At 66.3% G+C, this 23106-nt stretch carries 23 protein-coding genes; 14 read left to right on the forward strand and 9 right to left on the reverse strand.

Annotated elements, in window-relative coordinates; all coding sequences use genetic code 11:
* The 7 genes from AC1DS3_RS16880 to AC1DS3_RS16910 all read left to right on the forward strand — a co-directional run.
* A partial coding sequence (locus AC1DS3_RS16880) for a potassium channel family protein (RefSeq protein ID WP_477127567.1) occupies nt 1-448 on the forward strand: 448 nt, incomplete at its 5' end.
* Nucleotides 449-487: 39 nt separating this feature from the next.
* Nucleotides 488-1609: a glycolate oxidase subunit GlcE gene (glcE, locus tag AC1DS3_RS16885; RefSeq protein ID WP_441636518.1), complete on the forward strand. Its 1122-nt coding sequence runs from the start codon at nt 488-490 to the stop codon at nt 1607-1609.
* Nucleotides 1610-1674: 65 nt separating this feature from the next.
* Nucleotides 1675-2949 carry a glycolate oxidase subunit GlcF gene (glcF, locus tag AC1DS3_RS16890; RefSeq protein ID WP_477127568.1) on the forward strand — a complete coding sequence of 425 codons (1275 nt, stop codon included), beginning with the start codon at nt 1675-1677 and terminating at the stop codon, nt 2947-2949.
* Nucleotides 2950-3017: 68 nt separating this feature from the next.
* A complete protein-coding gene (locus AC1DS3_RS16895) occupies nt 3018-3404 on the forward strand; it encodes a CidA/LrgA family protein (protein WP_441636514.1) in 387 nt (128 codons plus the stop codon).
* Nucleotides 3401-4123 (forward strand): LrgB family protein, encoded by a 723-nt coding sequence (locus tag AC1DS3_RS16900; protein WP_174422941.1) that lies wholly within the window; start codon nt 3401-3403, stop codon nt 4121-4123. The genes AC1DS3_RS16895 and AC1DS3_RS16900 overlap by 4 nt, the downstream gene beginning before the upstream one ends.
* Nucleotides 4124-4196: 73 nt before the next feature.
* Complete coding sequence (locus tag AC1DS3_RS16905) at nt 4197-4562, forward strand: VOC family protein (RefSeq protein ID WP_441636512.1); 366 nt, start codon at nt 4197-4199, stop codon at nt 4560-4562.
* 54 nt (nt 4563-4616) lie between these two features.
* Nucleotides 4617-5306, forward strand: coding sequence for a helix-turn-helix transcriptional regulator (locus AC1DS3_RS16910; protein ID WP_441636510.1), 690 nt, complete (start codon nt 4617-4619; stop codon nt 5304-5306).
* A 37-nt stretch (nt 5307-5343) separates the two neighbouring features.
* On the opposite strand, the gene AC1DS3_RS16915 is transcribed toward AC1DS3_RS16910, so the two are convergent.
* The 3 genes from AC1DS3_RS16915 to AC1DS3_RS16925 all read right to left on the reverse strand — a co-directional run bounded on the left by AC1DS3_RS16915 (nt 5344) and on the right by AC1DS3_RS16925 (nt 8137).
* Nucleotides 5344-5835: a glutathione peroxidase gene (locus AC1DS3_RS16915; protein ID WP_309409221.1), complete on the reverse strand. Its 492-nt coding sequence runs from the start codon at nt 5833-5835 to the stop codon at nt 5344-5346.
* Nucleotides 5836-5919: 84 nt separating this feature from the next.
* Nucleotides 5920-7059: a PilT/PilU family type 4a pilus ATPase gene (locus AC1DS3_RS16920; protein WP_441636507.1), complete on the reverse strand. Its 1140-nt coding sequence runs from the start codon at nt 7057-7059 to the stop codon at nt 5920-5922.
* Nucleotides 7060-7093: 34 nt separating this feature from the next.
* Complete coding sequence (locus AC1DS3_RS16925) at nt 7094-8137, reverse strand: type IV pilus twitching motility protein PilT (RefSeq protein ID WP_477127569.1); 1044 nt, start codon at nt 8135-8137, stop codon at nt 7094-7096.
* Between the two features lie 63 nt (nt 8138-8200).
* Between AC1DS3_RS16925 and AC1DS3_RS16930 the strand changes: the two genes are divergently transcribed.
* Together AC1DS3_RS16930 and proC are read left to right on the forward strand one after the other, a co-directional pair.
* Nucleotides 8201-8929 (forward strand): YggS family pyridoxal phosphate-dependent enzyme, encoded by a 729-nt coding sequence (locus tag AC1DS3_RS16930; RefSeq protein ID WP_441636505.1) that lies wholly within the window; start codon nt 8201-8203, stop codon nt 8927-8929.
* 45 nt (nt 8930-8974) lie between these two features.
* Nucleotides 8975-9799, forward strand: a complete 825-nt coding sequence (gene proC, locus AC1DS3_RS16935) for a pyrroline-5-carboxylate reductase (RefSeq protein ID WP_441636503.1) — start codon at nt 8975-8977, stop codon at nt 9797-9799.
* A 65-nt stretch (nt 9800-9864) separates the two neighbouring features.
* Here the strand turns inward: proC and ubiA are convergent, their stop codons facing one another.
* The 6 genes from ubiA to recG all read right to left on the reverse strand — a co-directional run bounded on the left by ubiA (nt 9865) and on the right by recG (nt 16823).
* On the reverse strand, nt 9865-10722 hold the full coding sequence (ubiA, locus tag AC1DS3_RS16940; protein ID WP_441636501.1) for a 4-hydroxybenzoate octaprenyltransferase: 858 nt from the start codon (nt 10720-10722) through the stop codon (nt 9865-9867).
* 130 nt (nt 10723-10852) lie between these two features.
* On the reverse strand, nt 10853-11338 hold the full coding sequence (locus tag AC1DS3_RS16945) for a Dps family protein (protein WP_416049654.1): 486 nt from the start codon (nt 11336-11338) through the stop codon (nt 10853-10855).
* Between the two features lie 77 nt (nt 11339-11415).
* Nucleotides 11416-11610 carry a hypothetical protein gene (locus tag AC1DS3_RS16950; RefSeq protein ID WP_441636498.1) on the reverse strand — a complete coding sequence of 65 codons (195 nt, stop codon included), beginning with the start codon at nt 11608-11610 and terminating at the stop codon, nt 11416-11418.
* 77 nt (nt 11611-11687) lie between these two features.
* Nucleotides 11688-13133, reverse strand: a complete 1446-nt coding sequence (locus AC1DS3_RS16955; RefSeq protein ID WP_477127570.1) for a catalase — start codon at nt 13131-13133, stop codon at nt 11688-11690.
* Nucleotides 13134-13545: 412 nt separating this feature from the next.
* The gene (locus tag AC1DS3_RS16960) at nt 13546-14499 is read right to left on the reverse strand and encodes a LysR substrate-binding domain-containing protein (protein WP_477127571.1); all 954 of its coding nucleotides are present in this window, start codon (nt 14497-14499) and stop codon (nt 13546-13548) included.
* A gap of 122 nt (nt 14500-14621) precedes the next feature.
* Entirely contained in the window at nt 14622-16823 is a 2202-nt protein-coding gene (recG, locus tag AC1DS3_RS16965; protein WP_477127572.1) for an ATP-dependent DNA helicase RecG, read from the reverse strand.
* A 184-nt stretch (nt 16824-17007) separates the two neighbouring features.
* On the opposite strand from recG, the gene queA reads away from it, so the two are divergent.
* The 5 genes from queA (at nt 17008) to secF (ending at nt 22921) form a co-directional block, all read left to right on the forward strand.
* Nucleotides 17008-18054, forward strand: coding sequence for a tRNA preQ1(34) S-adenosylmethionine ribosyltransferase-isomerase QueA (gene queA, locus AC1DS3_RS16970; protein ID WP_477127576.1), 1047 nt, complete (start codon nt 17008-17010; stop codon nt 18052-18054).
* 40 nt (nt 18055-18094) lie between these two features.
* Entirely contained in the window at nt 18095-19246 is a 1152-nt protein-coding gene (gene tgt / locus AC1DS3_RS16975) for a tRNA guanosine(34) transglycosylase Tgt (RefSeq protein ID WP_477127573.1), read from the forward strand.
* Between the two features lie 173 nt (nt 19247-19419).
* Entirely contained in the window at nt 19420-19749 is a 330-nt protein-coding gene (gene yajC, locus AC1DS3_RS16980) for a preprotein translocase subunit YajC (RefSeq protein WP_477127574.1), read from the forward strand.
* Between the two features lie 237 nt (nt 19750-19986).
* Nucleotides 19987-21858, forward strand: coding sequence for a protein translocase subunit SecD (secD, locus tag AC1DS3_RS16985; protein ID WP_477127575.1), 1872 nt, complete (start codon nt 19987-19989; stop codon nt 21856-21858).
* Nucleotides 21859-21949: 91 nt separating this feature from the next.
* Complete coding sequence (gene secF, locus AC1DS3_RS16990) at nt 21950-22921, forward strand: protein translocase subunit SecF (RefSeq protein ID WP_441636486.1); 972 nt, start codon at nt 21950-21952, stop codon at nt 22919-22921.
* The last annotated feature ends 185 nt before the right edge of the window (nt 22922-23106 follow it).

Consider the following 23106-nt stretch of genomic DNA (forward strand, 5'->3'; position numbering starts at 1 on the left):
GCACGGTGTTCATCGCACGGTGTTMATCATCACCGTGATCCTCGGCACCGTGATGTACGTGGTGGAAGGCCCGCAGCACGGCTTTACCAGCATCCCCGTGAGCATGTACTGGGCGGTGGTGACGCTGACCACCACCGGCTTCGGCGACATGGTGCCCAAGACGCCGCTGGGCCAGTTCATCACCTCGCTGACCATCCTGCTGGGCTACGGCATCATCGCCTTCCCCACCGGCATCGTGGGCGCCGAGCTGGCCGCCAGCATCATGAAGCGGCCGCTGACCACGCGCACCTGCAACCATTGCCTGACGGAAGGCCACGACTCCGATGCCGGCTACTGCAAGCATTGCGGCAACGAGCTGCCGCCTTACCAGGACGAGAGCGAACGCGAGCCGGCAGGTTCCCGCGCAAGCGCCGGGGCGCCACCTCGCCGTCCCACTCCTTCCGCCTGACTGAGTTCAAGCCGACACCCGCCAGCCACCATGCCAGCCATGCCAGTCGATCAGCAAGCCACCCTCACCGCCTTTCGCGATGCCATCCGGCATGCCACCGACACGCGCGCGCCGCTGCGCCTGCGCGGCGGCGGCAGCAAGGATTTCTACGGCCAGCACACGCATGGGGCACTGCTCGACACGCGCGCCTACAGCGGCATCGTCGACTACGACCCGCCCGAGCTGGTGATCACCGCGCGCTGTGGCACGCCGCTGGTCGAGATCGAGGCGGCGCTGGCCGAGCGTCGCCAGATGCTGGCGTTCGAGCCGCCGCACTTCAGCACCGGCGCCACTGCCAGTGACGTGGCCACGATCGGCGGCGCGGTGGCCGCCGGCCTATCCGGCCCGCGCCGGCAAGCGGTGGGCGCGTTGCGTGACTTTGTGCTGGGCACGCGCGTGATGGATGGCCGTGGCGACGTCCTGAGCTTCGGCGGCCAGGTCATGAAGAACGTGGCCGGCTATGACGTCTCGCGGCTGATGTCCGGATCGCTCGGCACGCTTGGGCTGATCCTGGAAGTCTCGCTCAAGGTGCTGCCGATGCCCTTCGACGATGCCACGCTGCGCTTTGCGCTGGACGAGGCCGCGGCGCTCGATCGCCTCAACGACTGGGGCGGCCAGCCCCTGCCGATTGCGGCCTCGGCCTGGCACGACGGCGTGCTGCACCTGCGCCTGTCGGGCGCGGCGGCCGCGCTGCGCGCCGCGCGCGAGCGGCTTGGCGGCGAAGCCGTGGACGCCGCGCAAGCCGATGCCTTGTGGCGCGCGCTGCGCGAGCAGAACCACGCCTTCTTTGCCCCGGTGCAAGCTGGCCGGGCACTGTGGCGCATTGCCGTGCCAACCACCGCCGCGCCGCTGGCGCTGCCCGGCGGGCAGCTGATCGAATGGGGCGGCGGCCAGCGCTGGTGGCTGGGCGGCAGCGACAGCGACAGCGCGGCCGACAGTGCCATCGTGCGCGCCGCGGCCAAGGCGGCCGGCGGCCATGCCACGCTGTTTCGCAACGGCGACAAGGCCGTGGGCGTGTTCACGCCGCTGTCCGCGCCGGTGGCTGCCATCCATCAGCGGCTCAAGGCGACGTTCGACCCCGCCGGCATCTTCAACCCGCAGCGCATGTACGCCGGCTTCTGAGCCACGGGCCGCACCGCGCCACACCGCATCGATCCCCAGCCAAGGCACCGGAGAGTCCCCGAACCATGCAAACCACACTGGCCGAATTCCTGCGCGACACGCCCGACGGCGAAGAGGCCAAGTCCATCGTCGGCAAATGCGTGCATTGCGGCTTCTGTACCGCGACCTGCCCCACCTACCAGTTGCTCGGCGACGAGCTGGACGGCCCGCGTGGCCGCATCTACCTGATGAAGCAGGTGCTGGAGGGCCAGCCCGTCACGGAAAGCACACGCCTGCACCTGGACCGCTGCCTGACCTGCCGCAACTGCGAATCSACCTGCCCTTCGGGYGTGAAGTAYGGCMGKCTGGTCGACATCGGCCGCAAGGTGGTGGACGACCGCCTTGCGGCCGAAGGCATCCAGCGCCCGGCGCGCGAGCGTTTCGCGCGGTGGGCGCTGCGCGAGAGCATGACGCGCCCGGCGCTGTTCGGCACGGCCATGCGCGTGGGCCAGCGCGTGCGTCCGCTGTTGCCGCAGGCGCTGCGCAACAAGGTGCCGCAGGCGGTCGACGCCGGCGCATGGCCGCGCACCACGCATGCGCGCAAGATGTTGTTGCTCGACGGGTGCGTGCAGCCCTCGATGTCGCCCAACATCAATGCCGCCACGGCACGCGTGTTCGACCGCCTTGGCGTGCAGCTGGTGGTGGCGCGCGAGGCCGGCTGTTGCGGCGCCGTGCGCTATCACACCGGCGACCACGACGGCGGCCTCGACAATATGCGGCGCAATATCGATGCCTGGTGGCCGGCGGTGCAAGCCGGCGCGGAGGCCATCGTGATGACGGCGTCGGGCTGCGGCGTGATGGTCAAGGAATACGGCCACCTGCTGCGCAACGATGCCCGCTATGCGGATCGCGCGCGCCAGATCTCGGCGCTGACCAAGGATCTGTCGGAGCTGCTGCCGAACTTCGCCGACGCCCTGCAAGACGCGGCCTCCGAGGCACGAAGCAGCAAAGGCAGCGACGGCACCAGCGGCACCAGCGGCCGGCGCGTGGCCTATCATCCGCCCTGCACGCTGCAGCACGGCCAGCAGATCCGCGGCAAGGTGGAAGCCCTGCTGACGGGCCTGGGCGTGGACGTCAAGCTCTGTGCCGACAGCCACCTGTGCTGTGGCTCCGCAGGCACGTACTCGGTGCTGCAGCCCGATTTGTCCTATCGGCTGCGCGACGAGAAGCTCGCCAACCTGCAGGCCTCGAAGCCCGAGGCCATCGTCTCGGCGAATATCGGCTGCATCACGCACCTGCAAAGCGGCACCGGCACGCCGGTGATGCACTGGATCGAGCTGGTGGACCGCATGCTGGGGTAGGCTGGACGTGTAGTGCCGGGTTACCATGCAGTGGCATTCACCCTTGCCTCTTTTCGCCCCGCACCCGCATGCTCCAGACCTTCGCCATCCTGCTGGTTTTCCAATCCGTCGGGGAAGCGCTCAGTTATTCCCTGAGCCTGCCCGTGCCCGGGCCGGTGATCGGCATGATCCTGCTGTTCGGCTGGCTCACGTTCGACGACCGGCTGCTGCCGGTGATCCAGGGGACCACGTCCGAGCTGCTCAAGCACTTGTCGCTGTTGTTCGTGCCGGCGGGCGTCGGCATCATGGTGCATGCGCACCGCATCGGCGGCGAGTGGCTGCCGATCGTGGTGGCGCTGGTGGTGTCCACCTGGCTGGCGATCGCCACCACCGCGCTGGTGGCGGGCGCGCTGATGGGCAAGCCCCGCCCACCCGAGGATGCCGGCGCGCAAGCCGGTTCGGGAGAACAAGCATGACGCCGCGCCTGAACGAGATCTGGGTCTATCTGGCGGCCAGCCCGCTGCTCGGCCTGACCGCCACCTTGCTGGCCTATGTCTTCGCGTTCCGCGTCTATGAGCGCGCGCGCTTCTCGCCGCTAGCCAATCCCGTGATGATTGCGGTCGCGATCCTGGTCACGCTGCTGACGGTGACCGGCACGCCGTACAAGACCTATTTCGATGGCGCGCAGTTCGTCCACTTCCTGCTCGGGCCCGCTACCGTCGCGCTGGCGGTGCCGCTCTACATGCAGCTGCCCAAGTTGCGCAAGCACGTGTTCCCGCTGCTGGGCGGGCTGCTGGCGGGATCGCTGGTGGCGGTGGTATCGGCCGTGGGCATCGCCTGGCTGCTGGGCGCTTCGCCCGAGACCATGCGCTCGCTAGCGCCCAAGTCGGTCACCATCCCGATCGCCATGGGCGTGGCCGAGAAGATCGGCGGCCTGCCCTCGCTGACCGCCGTGCTGGTGATGGCCACCGGCATCATCGGCGCAGTCAGCGCCACCAAGCTGCTGAACCTGCTGCGCATTGCCGACTACACCGTGCGCGGCTTCGCCACCGGCGTGGCAGCGCACGGCATCGGCACCGCGCGCGCCTTCCAGGTCAACCAGGAGGCCGGCGCCTTCGCCGCGCTCGGCATGGGCCTGAACGGCGTGCTGACCGCAGTGATGGTGCCGATGCTGGCGGCATGGATGCCGCGCTGATCCCTGCTGACAGGACGTTGTCAGGAGCCCCCGCGCATGATCCGTCTCTCCATCACCCCTGAGAGAAACCATCATGAGCGGACTGATCAACTGGCTTGAAATTCCTGTCGCGGACATGACCCGTGCCATCCGGTTCTACGAGCAGGCCTTCGAAACCACCCTCAAGCGCGAAACCATGGCGCAGATCGACATGGCCGTCTTTGCCAACCATGAGCCTGGCGGCGCACTGGTAGCCGGGGAGGGCTTCCGCCCTTCGGCCGACGGCTGCCTGCCTTACCTGCACACGCAGCAGCTCACGGCGCTGCTGGCGCGTGTCGCCGCCGCCGGCGGCAAGACCGTGTTCGGCCCGCTGCAGTTGCCTGGCGATATCGGCCATATCGCGCATATCATCGACAGCGAAGGCAATCGCATCGGCCTGCACCAGCCGCTGGTAGGATAGTCGGCTACCGCGATCGTGTTACCAATACCCGCATAGAACCAAGATGAAGCTTCGATGAGCCGCCGCGCCGACCGCCTTTTCCAGATCGTCCAGGTACTGCGCGGGCGCCGCCTCACCACGGCGGCGCTGCTGGCGCAGCGGCTCGGGGTGTCCGAGCGCACGGTGTACCGGGATATCCAGGCGCTGTCGCTGTCGGGCGTGCCGGTCGAGGGCGAAGCGGGCATCGGCTACCGGTTGCGGGCCGACTATGACGTCCCTCCGCTGATGTTCACCGCGATCGAAGTCGAAGCGCTGGTAGCCGGGCTGCGGCTGCTCAAGGCCTGGGGCGGCGGTGCGCTGGCCGCCGCTGCCGATCCCGCGCTGGAGAAACTGGTGGCGGCGCTGCCGCCCGCGCGGCGTCATGCGGCGCAGCAAAGCCGCGTGTTCGCCCCCGAATTCGTCAACCTGCCGCAGGTGCGCGATGCCTTTGACGTAGTGCACAGCGCCATGAGCGCGCAACGCCTGCTGCGCCTGGACTACACCGACGCGCAACAGCGCGCCACCGACCGCATCGTGCAGCCGCTGGGCCTGTTCTTCTGGGGCAACAGCTGGCTGCTGGCCGCCTGGTGCACCACGCGTACCGACTATCGCAGCTTCCGCCTGGACCGCTGCCGCGGCATCGTCATGCTGGAAGAGCGCTTCCACGAAACACCCGACCGCTCGCTCAACGGCTTCCTGCGTGCAGTGCAGCACACCAGCGGCTAGCCGGGTGATCGGGTGATCGGCTGATTCGGGACGCGTCCTACGCCGGCTCGGCCAGCAGCGTCTCGATGTCGCGCTTGATATCCTCGGGCTTGGTGGTGGGCGCGTAGCGCTTGAACACCGTCCCGTTGCGGCGCAGCAGGAACTTGGTGAAGTTCCACTTGATCGCTTCCAGGCCAAGCACGCCCGGCTTCTCCGAGGTCAGCCAGCGATACAGCGGATGCGCGTTATCGCCCTTGACGTCGATCTTGCCGAACATCGGGAAGGTGACGTGGAAACGCGACTCGCAAAACTGGCCGATCTGCGCGGCGTCGCCCGGCTCCTGCTTGCCGAACTGGTTGCAGGGAAAACCCAGCACTTCAAGGCCGCTGGCCGCGTACTGGTCCTGCAGCGCCTGCAGGCCGGCATATTGCGGCGTAAAGCCGCACTCGCTGGCCGTGTTCACGATCAGCAGCACCTTGCCGCTGAATTGCGACAGCGGCACCGGCAGGCCGGCCAGGGAGCTGGCTTCGAACTGGTAGACATTGCTCATGACGGAATCCTCGGGTGACACGGCGGTGGACGGCGATGTGCGCCCACCACCGGACAGTGTACTTGGCGACGCTGCCGCAGGTGCTCAGATCACATTCAGGTGTTCGGTGCCAGCGCCCAGGTCGGTCTCGCGGTCCATGGTACCGTGCAGCTTGATCATCAAGCGCAGGTCGTTGAGCGAGTCGGCATTGCGCAGCGCGTCTTCGTAGGTGATCTTGCCGGCCTCGTAGAGATCGAAGAGCGCCTGGTCAAACGACACCATGCCCTGCTCGCGCGATTTCTTGATGACTTCCTTGAGCGCATGGATCTCGCCCTTGAAGATCAGGTCGGCCACCAGCGGCGTGCCGAGCATGATCTCCACTGCCGGCACCCGGCCCTTCTGCCCCTTGCGCGGCAACAGGCGCTGCGACACCATCGCCTTCAGGTTGAGCGACAGGTCGATCAGCAGCTGCTGGCGCTTTTCCTCGGGGAAGAAGTTGACCACGCGGTCGATGGCCTGATTGGCATTGTTGGCGTGCAGCGTGGCCAGGCACAGGTGTCCCGTCTCCGCGTACTGCATCGCGTATTCCATGGTTTCCCGATCGCGGATTTCGCCGATCAGGATCACGTCGGGCGCCTGGCGCAGCGTGTTCTTCAATGCCACGTGCCAGGAGTCGGTATCGATGCCGACTTCGCGCTGCGTGACGATGCAGTTCTGGTGCGCGTGCACGTATTCGATCGGGTCCTCGATGGTGATGATGTGCCCGTACGAATGCGCATTGCGATGATCGAGCATGGCCGCGAGCGAGGTCGACTTGCCCGAGCCGGTGGCGCCGGTGACGATCACCAATCCGCGCTTTGACATCACGATGTCATGCAGCGCTAGCGGCAGGTCGAGGTCTTCCACCGAAGGAATGCGCGTATTGATGGTACGCACCACCATGCCCGCCTTGCCCTGCTGGATGAACGCGGAGACGCGGAAGCGCCCGGCGTTGGGCACGGAGATGGCGAAGTTGCACTCGCGGCTGCCGTCGAACTCGCCCGCCTGCCGCTCGTTCATGATGGAGCGCACCAGGCCGAGCGCCTGGGTGGGGTTGAGCGGCTGCTGCGAGACTGGCGTGATCTTGCCGTCGACCTTGATGGCCGGCGGAAAATCCGCGGTGATGAACAGGTCCGAGCCGCGGTTGCCCACCATCAGCTCGAGCAGGTCGTTGATGTACTTGGCGGCGGATTCGCGATCGAGCATGGCGGTGTCCTGGTTCGGATGCGGCGGACTCGCCTCAGCCCGTGAATGAGTCGGGGTTCTTGGCAATGGCGCGGGCATCGTTGTAGTTGATGATGCCGCGCTTGATCAGGTCCGACAGGCACTGGTCCAGCGTCTGCATGCCAAGGCCGCTGCTGGTCTGCATCATCGAGTACATCTGCGCGATCTTGTTCTCGCGGATCAGGTGGCGGATCGCCGGCGTGGCGATCATGATCTCGTGCGCCGCCGTACGGCCGTTGCCGTCGCGCGTCTTGAGCAGCGTTTGCGAAATCACCGCTTCCAGCGATTCCGACAACATGGTGCGCACCATGTCTTTTTCTTCGGGCGGGAACACGTCGACAACCCGGTCGATGGTCTTGGCCGCCGAGCTCGTGTGCAGCGTGGCGAACACCAGGTGGCCGGTTTCGGCTGCGGTCAGCGCCAGGCGGATGGTTTCCAGGTCGCGCAGTTCGCCCACCAGCACCACGTCGGGATCCTCGCGCAGCGCGGAGCGCAGCGCATTGGCGAAGGAATGCGTGTGCGGCCCCAGCTCGCGCTGGTTGATCAGGCTCTTCTTGGACGTGTGCACGAACTCGATCGGGTCCTCCACCGTGAGGATGTGGCCCATGTCGTGATCGTTGCGGTGGTCCACCATCGCCGCCAGCGTGGTGGACTTGCCCGAGCCGGTCGGGCCGGTCACCAGCACCAGGCCGCGCGGCTTCATGCACAGGTCCGCGAATACCGCCGGCGCGCGCAGGTCTTCCAGCGTCAGTACCTTGGAAGGAATGGTCCGGAACACGGCGGMGGCGCCACGCTGCGTGTTGTAGGCATTGACCCGGAAACGCGAGAGGCTGGCGATCTCGAAAGAAAAATCGATTTCCAGCCGTTCCTCATATTGCTTGCGCTGGGTGTCGCTCATGATGTCGTACACCATGGCGTGGACATCCTTGTGGCCCATCGCGGCCACATTGATGCGGCGCATATCGCCGTGGATACGCACCATCGGCGGCATGTCTGCCGAGAGATGGAGATCGGACGCCTTGTTCTTGACGGCGAAAGCTAATAGCTGCGCGATGTCCATCTATAATGACCCCACCCTTTTTGTCGTACTTATTGTTGTACTTCTTGATATGTTCGCCGGATTATGTCTGTAATCGCCGCCAACTTGCAAGCCGTCAACCGGCGCGTCGCGGCAGCCGCACAACAGGCCGGGCGGCCGGCCGGTGAAGTCACGCTTCTGGCGGTTTCGAAGACCTTCCCCGCCGCCGCGGTGCAGGCTGCGTTCGACGCCGGCCAGCGCGCCTTTGGCGAGAACTACGTACAGGAAGGCGTGGACAAGATTGCGCAGCTTGGCGATTTGCGCGACCAGATAAGCTGGCACTTCATCGGCCCCCTGCAAAGCAACAAGACGCGTGCCGTGGCCGAGCAGTTCGACTGGGTCCATGCCATCGACCGCCTGCGCATMGCCGAGCGGCTGTCGGCGCAGCGGCCCGCCGGCATGCCGCCGTTGCAGGTCTGCCTGCAGGTCAATATCAGCGGCGAAGCCAGCAAGAGCGGTGTCGCGCCGGACGAAGTGCCCGCGCTGGCACGCGCCGTGGCGGCGCTGCCCGGGCTGCGGCTGCGTGGCCTGATGGCCATTCCGGAACCGCAGAGCGAGTTGGCGGCCCAGCGCCGGCCATTTGCCGCGCTGCGCACCCTGGCCGACACCTTGCGCGCTGCCGGGCTGGATGTGGACACGCTCTCGATGGGCATGTCCGCCGACATGGAGGCCGCCATTGCCGAGGGTGCTACCGTGGTGCGCATCGGCACCGCCATTTTCGGCGCGCGCGACTATGCCACGGCCCCCGAGGCGACACAGGCCAGGCCGGCCTGAACGCCGGCCCCCTTCTTCCCAGACGATTTCCAGCAAGAGACCGATATGCTCAAGACTCTCACCTTTGGTTTCCTCGGCGGCGGCAATATGGCCACCGCCCTGATCGGCGGCCTGATCGCCCGGGGCGTGCCAGCCACCTCGATCCGCGTGGTCGATCCGTTCGATGAAGCGCAGGCGCGCCTGCGGCGCGACCTCGGGGTGCATGCGGCAGGCGCACCCGACGCCGCCTTTGGCAAGAGCGATGTGCTTGTGCTGGCGGTCAAGCCGCAGCAGTTCCGCGAAGCGGCGGCATCGCTGCTGCCGCACCTGGGCGACAGCCTGATCGTGAGCGTGGCCGCCGGCATCCGCCTGGCAGACATGCAGCGCTGGTTCGGCGGGCGCACCCGCCTGGTGCGCGCCATGCCCAATACTCCGGCGCTGGCCGGCATGGGCATGACCGGCCTGGCAGCCGTAGCCGGGCTGGCGCAGCAAGACCGCGACATCGCCAGCGCGCTGGCCGAAGCCGTGGGCAAGTGCGAGTGGGTGGAAGGCGACGCACAGATCGACGCAGTCACCGCCATCTCCGGCAGCGGCCCGGCCTACGTCTTCTACTTCATCGAAGCCATGGAGAAAGCGGCCGTGGAGCTCGGCCTGAGCGCCCCGCAAGGGCGCGCGCTGGCAGTGGAAACCTTCCGCGGCGCCGCGGCCCTGGCGGCACAGTCGGAAGAGCCGGTCAGCCTGCTGCGCGAGCGCGTGACMTCRAAGGGCGGCACSACCTACGCSGCGCTCACCGCCATGCAGGCCGCCGGCATCGGCGAAGCCTTCGTCAAGGCCATGCACGCCGCGGCAGAACGCGCGACGGAAATGGGCGCGGAGTTTGGCAAGGACTGAGTTGGGTACGTCCTTTCCCGCCGCGCGGGAAAGGACGCAAACCGTCAGGACGCTTGAGCGCAGCCTCAGCGCAACGCGTAGGCCGCCGCCACCCCGGCAAACACACAAGCGCCCAGCCAGTTGTTGTGCCGGAACACGGCAAAGCACTTCATACGATCCCGCTCGCGGAGCAACGTGTAGTGATACACCGCGCATCCCGCCGCCGCCGCCAGTCCGATCCAGTACGGCCAGCCCAGCCCGAACTGCGCACCGGCCCAGGCCATCAGCCCCAGGAACACCGCATAGCAGATCATGATGGCGGCGACATCAAAGCGCCCGAACGTGATGGCCGAAGTCTTCATGCCGAGCAGCAAGTCATCGTCGCGGTCCACCATGGCATAGGCGGTATCGTAGGCCACCGCCCAGAACACATTGGCCAGCAGCATCACCCACGCCACCACCGGCACATGGTCCTGCACCGCGGCAAACGTCATCGGGATGCCAAAGCCGAAAGCAATGCCAAGGTAGGCCTGCGGGATGGCAAAGAACCGCTTGAAGAACGGATAGGTGGCGGCAAGCACGGCCGCGACCACCGCCAGCCACTTGGTAAACCCATTGAGCGGCGTGATCAGCGCGAAGGCCGCCAGCGCCAGCACCACCGCCACCGCCACCGCCTCCCACGCGGCAATCTTGCCCGCGGTCAGCGGCCGCTCCTTGGTGCGCTTGACGTGTTTGTCGAAGTCGCGGTCGGCCCAGTCGTTCATGGCGCAGCCGGCAGAGCGCATCAGCAAGGTGCCGATGACGAAGATCCAGAACAGGCTCCACACCGGCCGGCCGCCCGAGGCCATCCACAGTGCCCACAGCGTGGGCCACAGCAGCAGCAGCGTGCCGATGGGCTTGTCGAGGCGCACCAGGCGCGCGTACAGGGCTAAGCGTTCAAACATGGCGAGGGGCCCGCGGCACGGGGCCGGGCAAGGCAATGGCATTCAACGAAAAACGCGCCGCGACCCGGTCAGGGCGCGGCGCGCATGGCCGGCAGCACACGAAGGCCGACGGTGGTGTCGATTCAGGGCATCAGGCCAGCATCGAGCGCAGCATCCACGCGGTTTTTTCGTGCGTCTGCATGCGCTGGGTCAGCAGGTCGGCGGAGGGTTCGTCACCTGCGGCGTCGATGGCCGGGAACAGCGAGCGCGCGGTGCGCACCACGGCTTCCTGGCCTTCGACCAGCTTGCGGATCATCTCGGTGGCTTCGGGCACGCCCTCTTCCTCCGGGATCGACGACAAGCGGGCGTATTCCTTGTAAGTGCCCGGCGCCGGGTAGCCCAGCGCACGGATACGCTCGGCGATCGAGTCCACGGCGAGCGCCAGCTCGGTGTATTGCGTCTCGAACATCAGGTGCAAGGTGTTGAACATCGGACCCGTGACGTTCCAGTGGAAGTTATGGGTCTTGAGATAGAGCGTGTAGGTATCCGCCAGCAACTTGGACAGGCCTTCCGCGATCTTCTTGCGTTCTTTGTCGGAAATGCCGATGTTCACGCTCATCTCATTCTTCTTTGCCATGATAGGTACGCTCCAGTCTGGGGTGGCTCTGACAACTGCCGCGCCACGGGTCGCGGCACAACCCGCACATTATGGCATCACCCGGTAAAGGCAGACAAACCCTTGGCCGCGTCCAGGAACATCGCGACCGCGCCCAGCGCGGTCGCCGCCAGCCCGATCTCCGTGCGCCACAGCTTGCGCTGCAGGCGCGCCGCGTCCGCGCGGCGGGGACGGTCGTGGGCGACGTGCTGCAATTGCTGAAACTCGCTGACGAACAGTCTGAACATGGCCATGATGGTTCTCCTTGCCGGGCTTTCAAGGTGGCCCCGGGCCGGGGCCACCCGCACTGCCCTATTTCATTGCTTGCGCATTACTTCAGGTTGAGCGCGCGCTTGACGCCCTCGCCATAAGCCGGATCGGCCTTGGTGAAGTGCTCCAGTTGCACCCGCACGATGTTTTCCGGCACGCCCTGCATGGCCGCCGCAATGTTCGCGTACAGACGCTGGCGCTGGGCCTCGTCGAACAGGCGGAACAGTGCGCCAGGCTGGCTGTAGTAATCGCTGTCGACACGGTGGTCGAAGCGGTCGGCCGCGCCATCCAKGGCCAGGGGCGGCTCGATGGCGCGCTCGCTGGCGGCGTAGGCGCCTTCGCGGTTCGGCTCGTAGTTGAGCTTGCCGCCCTGGTTGCCGTCCACGCGCATCGCGCCGTCGCGGTGGAAGGTATTGTGGAACGGGCACTTGGGCGCGTTCACCGGGATCTGGTTGTGGTTCACGCCCAAGCGATAGCGCTGCGTGTCGCCATATGAGAACAACCGGCCCTGCAGCATCTTGTCGGGCGAGAAGCCGATGCCCGGCACGATGTTGGACGGGTTCATCGCGACCTGCTCCACCTCGGCAAAGTAGTTGTCCGGGTTACGGTTGAGCTCCAGCACGCCCACGTCGACCAGCGGATAGTCCTTGTGCGGCCACACCTTGGTGAGGTCGAACGGGTTGATGTGGTACTTGGCCGCATCGGCTTCGGGCATGACCTGCACGCGCACGTTCCAGCGCGGGAAGTTGCCGCGCTCGATGTTCTCGAACAGGTCGCGCTGCGCGCTTTCGCGGTCGCCCGCCACCACCTTGGCCGCTTCCTCGTTGGTCCAGTTGGCGATGCCTTGCTGCGACTTGAAGTGGAACTTCACCCAGAACCGCTCGTTGGCCGCATTGATGAACGAGAAGGTATGCGAGCCGAAACCATGGATCTGGCGATAGTTCTGCGGCAGGCCACGGTCGCTCATCAGGATGGTGACCTGGTGCAGCGATTCCGGATGGCGCGACCAGAAATCCCACACGGCGATCGGATCGCGCAGGTTGGTGCGCGGATTGCGTTTCTGCGTGTGGATGAAATCCGGGAATTTCAGCGGGTCGCGCACGAAGAACACCGGCGTGTTGTTGCCCACCACGTCCCAGTTGCCTTCATCGGTATAGAACTTGACCGAGAAGCCGCGCACGTCGCGCTCTGCGTCGGCCGCGCCACGCTCGCCCGCCACCGTGGAGAAGCGCATGAACATCGGCGTCTCTTTGCCAACGCGGGCAAAGATCGAGGCCTTGGTGAAACGCGAGATGTCATGGGTGACCGTGAACTTGCCGTGAGCGCCCGAGCCCTTGGCGTGCACGCGCCGCTCGGGGATGACTTCACGGTCGAAGTGAGCGAGCTTCTCCAGGAACCACACGTCCTGCAGCAGCATCGGGCCGTGCGGGCCGGCAGTCTGCGAATTCTGGTTGTMGGCTACCGGCGCGCCTGCGGCGGTGGTGAGAGTGTCCTTGTCCTTGCTCATCTTGGCCTCATTTTTCTTGGGTTGGAACGGGGGAATCTGGCTGGGTCGGGATGCGGCAGAGCCGCTGGGAAATATCAGTACACCGTGGCGTAGCAGGCCAGGCAGTCGGCCATGCGGCCGGCCAGTGCGCTCAGGAGCTCGCCGGCGGCGGTCAAGCTGGGGGTTTCGCCTTTCATGTGCGACTCCTTGTCGGTTACAGCGCGCAATGCGTCGATGCAGGAAGTCTACGGGATGGCTATTGAATCTCAAATTCAATTATTTCTAACTATGAAATAGAGCAGGCCTATGCCATGCCTGCGCGCCAGCATGGCGTAGGGCAAAGACACAGTGAAGTCAGAAAAATCGAGGGGGGAGAAAAAACAAGGCGGGGAAAGTGTGCCGCCGGCGTTGAGCGCCGGCAGGCAGGGCGCGCTCAGGCGGCTTCAGCCAGTTCCTTGGCGGCCAGCATGCTGACGCCGGGCAAGTCGCAGGCAGCCACCGCGCGGCGCAACRCTTCCATGGCCGGCAGGCGGGTGAAGCTCTTGCGCCAGGCCAGCACCACGCGCCGGTCGGGCACGGGATCGGTGAAAGGCACGTAGGCCAGCAGGTCGTTCTTGTTGGGCTTCAGGTCCGGCACTGAAGTCCGCGGCAACACCGTGATGCCCACGCCACTTGCCACCATATGGCGGATGGTTTCCAGCGAGGAGCCTTCGAAGGTCTTCTGGATGCCGTCGGCCGCCTGCGAGAAGCGCGACAGCTCCGGGCACACGCCCAGCACCTGGTCGCGGAAGCAATGCCCGCTGCCCAGCAGCAGCATGGTCTGCTGCTTGAGTTCATCGGGATCCACCTTCCCGGCATGCTCCAGATGGTGGCCGCGCGGCACCGCCACCACGAAGGGCTCGTCATACAGCGGCTGCACGGTCAGCCCGGAATCGGCAAAGGGCTCGGCCATGATGGCGCAATCGATCTCGCCTTGCTTGAGCAGCTCGATCAGCTTGACCGTGTAGTTCTCCTGCAGCATCAGCGGCATCTGCGGCACGGTCTGGATCATTTCCTTGACCAGCGTGGGCAGCAGATAGGGCCCGATGGTGTAGATCACGCCAAGCCGCAACGGCCCGGCCAGCGGGTCCTTGCCTTGCTTGGCGATCTCGCGGATGGCCATGGTCTGCTCCAGCACGCGCTGGGCCTGCGCCACGATCTGCTCGCCGATCGGCGTCACCGAGACCTCGGAGGTGCCGCGCTCGAAGATCTGCACATTGAGTTCGTCTTCCAGCTTCTTGATCGCCACCGACAGCGTCGGCTGCGACACGAAGCAGGCTTCGGCCGCCCGGCCGAAATGGCGCTCGCGCGCTACGGCGACGATGTACTTGAGTTCGGTGAGCGTCATGACTTATCAATTTTCGTTAAGCGATAGATTTTACCTTCGATTCGATGTTCTGTCAGAGATGACAAGCAAAGCGGCGCAGGCGATACCTGGCCGCCTGGGCCGAGTGAGTCCCCGCCATCACATCAGGCCTTCAGGTAATGCTCCCTGCCACCCAGCCAGCGCAGCAGGTGCGCCTCTACCGCCTCCGGGAAACGCGCCAGCATCAGCTCGGCGGCCTCCTGGGCATAATCGACCAGCCAGGCGTCGGTGTTCAGGTCGGCGAAACGCAGCATGGCCTCGCCGGACTGGCGCGCGCCGAGGAATTCGCCGGGACCGCGTATCTGCAGGTCGCGCCGGGCGATCTCGAAGCCGTCGGTGGTCTCGCGCATGGTCGCCAGGCGCTCGCGCCCGGTGGGCGACAGCGGTGCCTGGTACATCAGCAGGCAGACCGATTCCGCACTGCCCCGCCCTACCCGGCCGCGCAACTGGTGCAACTGCGCCAGGCCAAAACGCTCGGCATGCTCGATCACCATCAGCGAGGCGTTGGGCACATCCACTCCCACCTCGATCACGGTGGTGGCTACCAGCACCTGCAGCCGGTTGGCCGTGAAGTCTTCCATCACCCCGGCCTTCTCCGCCGGCGGYAGGCGCCCGTGCACCAGTCCCACCTTGAGCTCGGGCAAGGCGGCGACCAGGGTTTCATAGGTTTCCACCGCGGTCTGCAGTTGCAGCGCCTCGCTCTCTTCGATCAGCGGGCAGACCCAGTAGACCTGCCGGCCATCGGCGGCGGCGTGGTGCACGCGCTCGATGACCTCGTCGCGGCGCGCGTCGTTGACCAGCCGGGTCACCACCGGAGTGCGCCCGGGCGGCAATTCGTCGATCACCGAGACGTCGAGGTCGGCGTAGTAGGTCATGGCCAGCGTGCGCGGGATCGGCGTGGCCGACATCATCAACTGGTGCGGCACGGTTTGCGCAACCTTGCCAGCCTTACCCGGCGCGGCGGCGGCATCGGGGTCCGCCTTGCCGCGCAGCGCCAGCCGCTGGGCCACGCCGAAGCGATGCTGCTCATCGACCACGGACAAGCCCAGGCGGGCAAACTTGACGCTGTCCTGGATCAGCGCGTGGGTGCCGATGGCCAGCTTGGCCTCGCCGGACTCGACCTTGGCCGCGGCCTCGCGCTTGGCGCGCGTCTTCAGGCTGCCGGCCAGCCACACCACCGGCACGCCCAGCGGCTCCAGCCAGGCGGAGAGCTTGCGGTAATGCTGCTCGGCCAGGATTTCGGTGGGTGCCATCAGCGCGGCCTGGTAGCCGGCATCGATGGCCTGGCAAGCGGCCAGCGCCGCCACGATGGTCTTGCCGCTGCCGACGTCGCCCTGCAGCAGGCGGTGCATCGGGTGGGGCGCGCCCATGTCCCCGGCAATCTCTTCCACCACGCGCTGCTGCGCGCCGGTCAGCTTGAACGGAAGCGCGGCCAGGAAGGCGGTCAGCAGGCCGCCCGCGCGGCGCGGCATGGGCGGCGCGCTCTTGTCGCGCCGCGCCGCCTGGGAGCGCTTGAGGGAGAGCTGCTGCGCCAGCAGCTCATCGAGCTTGATACGTTGCCAGGCCGGGTGCGAGCGCTCGATCAGCGCGTGCTCGTCCACATCCTGGGGCGGTGTGTGCAGCAGGCGCAGGCACTCGGGCAAGGCTTGCAGCTTGAGCTGGGCTAGCGGGCCTTGCAGCACGGGCGCCGGCAGGGTCTCGGGCAGCGGCGTGCGTGACAGCGCGCCGCCGATGGCCTTGCGCAGGTAGCTCTGCGGGATGCCGGCGGTGCTCGGGTAGACCGGGGTCAGCCGCTCGGGCAGCGCCTCGCCGGGCGTCACCGAGCGCACCGTGGGATGGACCATCTCCGCGCCAAAGAAGCCGCCGCGCAGCTCGCCGCGCACCCGCAGGCAGGCCCCTTCGGCCATCAGCTGGGTCTGGCTGCCGTAGAAATTAATGAAACGCAGCGTCAGCTCGCCGGTATCGTCGGCGATCTTGACCACCATCTGGCGGCGCGGGCGCAGGCTGACCTCGTTGGAGGTGACCACGCCCTCGACCTGCACCGTCAGCCCCATGCCCGCGCGCCCGATGGCATCGGCGATCGGCAGCAGCGTGGTCTCGTCCTCGTAGCGCATCGGCAAGTGCAGCACCAGGTCGACATCGCGCTTGAGCCCGAGCTTATGCAGCCGGGCCATGGCCGAGGACGGTTTGCCGGCGGCAGCGCCCTTGGCCGCCGCCTTGCCCGCGCGGCCCGGCTTGTCCCCGGCGCGCGCCGCGGGCGGGCTGTCGTTGGTTTCCGGGGTTCGGTCGGGAGCGGTTCCTGGCATCTGGGGCGTGGCTGGCGATTCGGGTCGGCGCGCGCGCCTGGTGGCACGCGCTGGTTGGCGCAAATAGGCGATATCGCGCGCGCCCGGGCGGCGCAGCCGCCCCAAGCCTTACAATATCGGATTCGCCGATTGTACCTATGCCGGCCGCGCCACCGCGCGGTCTGCGGCCGTTTTTGCCCCCATGATGCTGACGCTGTCCGATTTTGACTTTGCCCTCCCGCCCGAACTGATCGCCCAGACCGCCTTGCCGGAGCGCGGCGCGAGCCGTCTGCTGGTGGTGGAAACGGACGCGGGGGAAGGCACCACCCGCCTCACAGACCGCGCATTTACCGACATCGTCGACTACCTGCGTCCCAACGATTTACTGGTGTTCAATGACACCCGCGTCATCAAGGCGCGCTTCTTCGGMCARAAGSSTAGCGGCGGCMGGGTMGAGGTGCTGGTAGAGCGGGTGCTSGACAGCCAYACSGTGCTGGCCCAGGTGCGCGCGTCCAAGACGCCGCCCGCGGGCAGCCTGCTGCGCCTGGCGGATGCCTTCGACGTCACTGTGGGCCCGCGCGTGGACCAGTTCTTCACGCTCACCTTCCCCGAGCCGGCACTGGACCTGATCGAGCGCCACGGCCGCCTGCCGCTGCCGCCGTACATCACCCACGATCCGGACGCCTTCGACGAAACCCGCTACCAGACGGTCTACGCCCGCGCCCCCGGCGCGGTGGCCGCGCCCACCGCCGGCCTGCATTTCGACGAGGCCCTGTTCGCCCGGCTTGACGCGCTGGGCGTGCGCCGAGGCTTMCTGACCCTGCACGTGGGCGCCGGCACCTTCCAGCCGGTGCGCACCGAGAACCTGGCCGAGCACAAGATGCACGCCGAGTGGTACGAGGTGTCGGATGCGCTGGCCCAGGCCGTGCTCGACACGCGCACTGCMGGAGGCCGGGTGATCGCGGTCGGCACCACGTCCCTGCGCGCGCTGGAGTCCGCCGGCGCCACCGATGGCACGCTGGCTGCCGGCCGCGGCGACACCGAGATCTTCATCACGCCCGGCTACCGCTTCCGCGTGGTCGATGCGCTGATCACCAATTTCCACCTGCCCAAATCGACCTTGCTGATGCTGGTGTCGGCGCTGGCCGGGGTGGAGCCCATCCGCGCCGCCTACCGCCATGCGGTGGCCGAGCGCTACCGTTTCTTCAGCTACGGCGACGCCATGCTGCTGACGCGCCAGCCCCAGCCCTGAGCGCGCCGCGCCAGCCCGAACCTGAATCCCGAATCCCGCCATGCTCAACTTCGAACTGCTCACCACCGACGGCAACGCCCGCCGCGGCCGCGTCACCCTCAACCACGGCGTGGTCGAGACCCCGATCTTCATGCCGGTCGGCACCTACGGCTCGGTCAAGGCGATGTCGCCACTCGAGCTCGGTGAAATCAACGCCCAGATCATCCTCGGCAATACCTTCCACCTGTGGCTGCGCCCCGGGCTGGACGTGGTGGAAAAGCACGGTGGCCTGCACCGCTTCATGGGCTGGGACAAGCCGATCCTGACCGACTCAGGCGGTTTCCAGGTGTTTTCGCTGGGCGCGCTGCGCAAGATCACCGAGGATGGCGTGACCTTTGCCTCGCCGGTCAACGGCGACAAGCTGTTCCTGTCGCCCGAGATCTCGATGCAGATCCAGCGCACGCTGAACTCCGACATCGTGATGCAGTTMGACGAGTGCACGCCGTACGAAATCGATGGCCGCCCCGCCACCCACGCGGAAGCGGCCGCTTCCATGCGCATGAGCCTGCGCTGGGCCAAGCGCTCGATCGACGAGTTCAACAGCCTGGGCAACCCCAACGCGCTGTTCGGCATCGTCCAGGGCGGCATGTTCGAGGACCTGCGCGACGAGTCGCTGGCCGGCCTGTCGGAGCTGGACTTCCACGGCTACGCCATCGGCGGCCTGTCGGTCGGCGAGCCCAAGGAGGACATGATGCGCGTGCTGGAGCACGTGGGCCCGCGCCTGCCCGCGCACAAGCCGCACTACCTGATGGGCGTGGGCACACCCGAAGACCTGGTGGCCGGCGTGGCGTCGGGCGTGGACATGTTCGACTGCGTGATGCCGACCCGCAATGCCCGCAACGGCTGGCTGTTCACGCGCTTTGGCGACGTCAAGATCAAGAATGCCGTCCACCGCAACGACACCCGCCCGCTGGACGAGTCCTGCGGCTGCTATACCTGCCGCAACTTCTCGCGCTCCTACCTGCACCACCTGCACCGGGTTGGCGAGATTCTGGGCGCGCGCCTTAACACCATCCATAACCTGCATTACTACCTGGAACTGATGAGCGAGATGCGCGAAGCCATCGAGGAACACCGCTTCGAGGCCTTCCGCCTTCGGTTCGCCGCCGATCGCGCGCGCGGGGCGCAGTCGGCCACACCCGCCCCGGCGTGAACTTTCCGCACGGCCCCGGTCGAATAGCGGTGCCTGCAGCTGCCAAGCGGCTCGCAAGGCGCCCCGAACAAACCCGTACTACACCGTAAATGCCCGGATCGGGCATGGAATGCGGTTGCAAGCGGGTGGTAGAATGATCGACTAACTGATTGACTTTGTGACGGAGAAGCAACGTGCTGATTTCTAACGCATTTGCCCAGACTGCCGGTGCCACCGGCGGCGCGGCGGGTGGCCTGATGAGTTTCCTGCCTATTATCCTGATGTTCGCGGTGCTGTGGTTCATCATGATCCGCCCGCAGATGAAGCGCCAGAAGGAATCGAAGGCAATGCTGGAAGCCCTGGCCAAGAACGACGAAGTCGTGACCGCCGGCGGTATTCTCGGCCKTGTCACCAAGGTCAACGAACAATACGTGACCATCGAAATCGCCGCGGGCACTGAAATCACGGTGCAAAAGAGCGCGGTTACCACGGTGCTGCCCAAGGGCTCGCTGAAGTCGCTCTGAGCACCGCGGCCGCGGGCGTGGCGTTGCTTGACTCAGGCGCCGCCCAGCCTCTCCCGCACCGCCTGCCTGCTTTTTCGCCCTTCCCGGCACGCCTTTAGCGCGCGTGCCCCTGCAGCCGCCTGATCCAGCACGGGTTATCCGTGGATGCCAGGCGGCTGTTTGCCAACCGGTGCGGTGGTGCCAACTGCCCGCTGACGGTCTCGTCGGCGCCACCAACCGAAGAACGACTGGCCAAAGATGAATCGTTATCCGCTTTGGAAATACCTCGTGATCCTGGTGGCTCTGGCCATCGGCATCACCTATACGCTGCCGAACTTCTTCGGCGAGGCGCCTGCCGTGCAGGTCTCCTCCGCCAAGGCCACGGTCAAGGTCGACCTGGCCATGCAAAAGCAGATCGAGCAGGTGCTGGCGCAGAACAACCTGCAGCCCGACGGCATGTTCTTCGACCTGAACGGCCAGTCCGGCTCGGTCAAGGCGCGCTTCAAGACGCCCGACGAGCAGCTCAAGGCCAAGGACGTGCTGACCCGCGCGCTCAACCCCGACCCCAATGACGCCACCTACGTGGTCGCGCTGAACCTGCTGTCGGGCTCGCCGCGCTGGCTCACCGCCATGCACGCGCTGCCGATGTACCTGGGGCTGGACTTGCGCGGTGGCGTGCACTTCCTGCTGCAGGTGGACATGAAGGGCGCGGTCGACAAGAAGCTCGACAGCCTGGCCGGCGACGCCCGCACCCTGCTGCGCGACAAGGGCATCCGCCATGGCGGCATCGACCGCGACGGCGACCGCCTGACGGTGCGCTTCAACAATGCCGACGACGCCAGCAAGGCGCGCGGCATCCTGGCCGACAACCTGCGCGAGCTGGCGTTCACCCCGGATGGCAACAACATCTCCGGCGTGTTCACCGATGCGGCCCGCAAGGCGGTGCAGGATGCGGCGGTCAAGCAGAACATCACCACCCTGCACAACCGGGTCAACGAGCTCGGCGTGGCCGAGCCGGTGATCCAGCAACAAGGCGCCGACCGCATCGTGGTGCAGTTGCCTGGCGTGCAGGACACCGCAAAGGCCAAGGACATCATCGGCCGMACCGCCACGCTGGAAGCCCGCCTGGCCGACCCCGACGCGCCGCGCAATCCGCGCCCGGGCGACCCGATCCCCTTCGGCAGCGAGCTGTTCACGCAAGGCAACGGCGCCCCGGTGGTGCTCAAGAAGCAGGTGATCTTCACCGGCGACCGCATCGAAAGCGCTTCGGCAGGCTTCKACCAGAACCAGCGCGCCTCGGTCAACATCAAGCTCGACGCCCAGGGTGGCCGCGTGCTGCGCGACGTCTCGCGCGAGAACATCGGCAAGCCGATGGGCATCGTGCTGTTCGAGAAGGGCAAGGGCGAAGTGCTGACGGTGGCAACGATCCAGTCCGAACTGGGCTCCAGCTTCCAGATCACCGGTTCGTACTCCACCGAAGCCGCCAACGACCTGGCCCTGCTGCTGCGCGCCGGCTCGCTGGCCGCGCCGATGGAAATCATCGAAGAACGCACCATCGGCCCGTCGCTGGGCGCGGACAACATCAAGAAGGGCTTTGACTCGGTGGCATACGGCTTTGGCGCCATCGCCGTCTTCATGATGCTGTACTACATGCTGTTCGGCGTRTTCTCGGTGGCTGCGCTGGCCATCAACCTGSTGCTGCTGGTGGCGGTGCTCTCGATGCTGCAGGCTACGCTGACGCTGCCCGGCATCGCCGCTATCGCGCTGGTGCTCGGCATGGCCATTGACGCCAACGTGCTGATCAACGAGCGGATCCGCGAGGAACTGCGCGCGGGCGCTTCGCCGCAGATGGCGATCGCCGTCGGCTTCGACCGCGCCTGGGCCACCATCCTGGACTCCAACGTGACCACCCTGATCGCGGGCCTGGCGCTGCTGGCCTTCGGCTCCGGCCCGGTGCGCGGCTTTGCCGTGGTGCACTGCCTGGGCATCATGACCTCGATGTTCTCGGCGGTGTTCTTCAACCGCGGCCTGGTGAACCTCTGGTACGGCCGCAAGAAGAAGCTGCAAAGCGTGGCGATCGGCCAGATCTGGAAGCCGGGCTCGGACAGCCAGGGCACCGTCGCCAAGTAAGCATCATGGATGTCCGCGCGCACAGAACGCGCATGGACATCCAACCAGCATAGAACGGCAGCAGGCGCTGCCGTACAAAACAGGATTCAACATGGAATTCTTCCGCATCCGGCGCGATATTCCGTTCATGAAGCACGCGTTGATCTTCAACGTGATTTCCTTCCTGACGTTTGCCGCCGCCGTATTCTTCCTGGCACACAAGGGCCTGCACCTGTCGATCGAGTTCACCGGCGGCACGGTGATGGAGGTCAACTACCAGCAGACGGCCGACCTGGAGCGCATCCGCGGCCAGGTTAGCAAGCTTGGCTACACCGACGTGCAGGTGCAGAACTTCGGCACCTCGCGCGACGTGATGATCCGCCTGCCCCTGCAAAAGGGCCCGGACGGCAAGCCCGCCACCTCGGCCCAGCAGAGCGAGCAGGTCATGACGGCGCTGCAGACAGCCGCGCCTGACGTCAAGCTCCAGCGTGTCGAGTTCGTCGGCCCGCAGGTGGGCAAGGAACTGGCCACCGACGGGCTGCTGGCGCTGCTGTGCGTGGTGGCCGGCATCGTGATCTACCTGTCGTTCCGCTTCGAGTGGAAGTTCGCAGTGGCCGGCATCATCGCCAACCTGCACGACGTGGTGATCATCCTGGGCTTCTTCGCCTTCTTCCAGTGGGAATTCTCGCTGTCGGTGCTGGCGGCGATCCTGGCGGTGCTGGGTTACTCGGTGAATGAATCGGTGGTGATTTTCGACCGGATTCGCGAGAACTTCCGCAAGTACCGCAAGATGACCACGCACGAGATCATCGACAACGCGATCACCAGCACCATCTCGCGGACCATCATCACCCACGGCTCGACCGAAATGATGGTGCTGTCGATGTTCTTCTTCGGCGGCCCCACCCTGCACTACTTCGCGCTGGCGCTGACCGTCGGCATCTTGTTCGGCATCTACTCCTCGGTGTTCGTCGCCGCGGCGCTGGCCATGTGGCTGGGCGTCAAGCGCGAGGACCTGGTCAAGGGCGAGAAAAAGCCGGGCGACATCGACCGCGACGACCCGAACTTCGGCGCGCAGGCCTGACGGGCCAGCCGCGGATAGATTTAAAGGCAGCAAAAAAGGGCACCTTCGGGTGTAATGCCGTTCAGTTAAGGTCCCTATTGAGGAAGCGAACGGCATAGCGTGAAGGGCGGGACTTGACGACCCGGTCGCATGAGCGACCGGGTCGTTTCACATTGGGCAGCGACTTTAGGCGCTCGCGTAGGCGC

The sequence above is a fragment of the Cupriavidus sp. 01L46 genome (assembly GCF_056399905.1).

Coding starts and splice junctions, on each gene's coding strand:
- secF (WP_441636486.1), top strand. CDS start 21,950: ATGGAATTCTTCCGCATCCGGCGCGATATTCCGTTCATGAAGCACGCG.
- AC1DS3_RS16945 (WP_416049654.1), bottom strand. CDS start 11,338: ATGGCAAAGAAGAATGAGATGAGCGTGAACATCGGCATTTCCGACAAA.
- ubiA (WP_441636501.1), bottom strand. CDS start 10,722: ATGTTTGAACGCTTAGCCCTGTACGCGCGCCTGGTGCGCCTCGACAAG.
- AC1DS3_RS16905 (WP_441636512.1), top strand. CDS start 4,197: ATGAGCGGACTGATCAACTGGCTTGAAATTCCTGTCGCGGACATGACC.
- AC1DS3_RS16895 (WP_441636514.1), top strand. CDS start 3,018: ATGCTCCAGACCTTCGCCATCCTGCTGGTTTTCCAATCCGTCGGGGAA.
- AC1DS3_RS16920 (WP_441636507.1), bottom strand. CDS start 7,059: ATGCTCGATCGCGAATCCGCCGCCAAGTACATCAACGACCTGCTCGAG.
- AC1DS3_RS16900 (WP_174422941.1), top strand. CDS start 3,401: ATGACGCCGCGCCTGAACGAGATCTGGGTCTATCTGGCGGCCAGCCCG.
- AC1DS3_RS16950 (WP_441636498.1), bottom strand. CDS start 11,610: ATGGCCATGTTCAGACTGTTCGTCAGCGAGTTTCAGCAATTGCAGCAC.
- AC1DS3_RS16910 (WP_441636510.1), top strand. CDS start 4,617: ATGAGCCGCCGCGCCGACCGCCTTTTCCAGATCGTCCAGGTACTGCGC.
- glcE (WP_441636518.1), top strand. CDS start 488: ATGCCAGTCGATCAGCAAGCCACCCTCACCGCCTTTCGCGATGCCATC.
- AC1DS3_RS16915 (WP_309409221.1), bottom strand. CDS start 5,835: ATGAGCAATGTCTACCAGTTCGAAGCCAGCTCCCTGGCCGGCCTGCCG.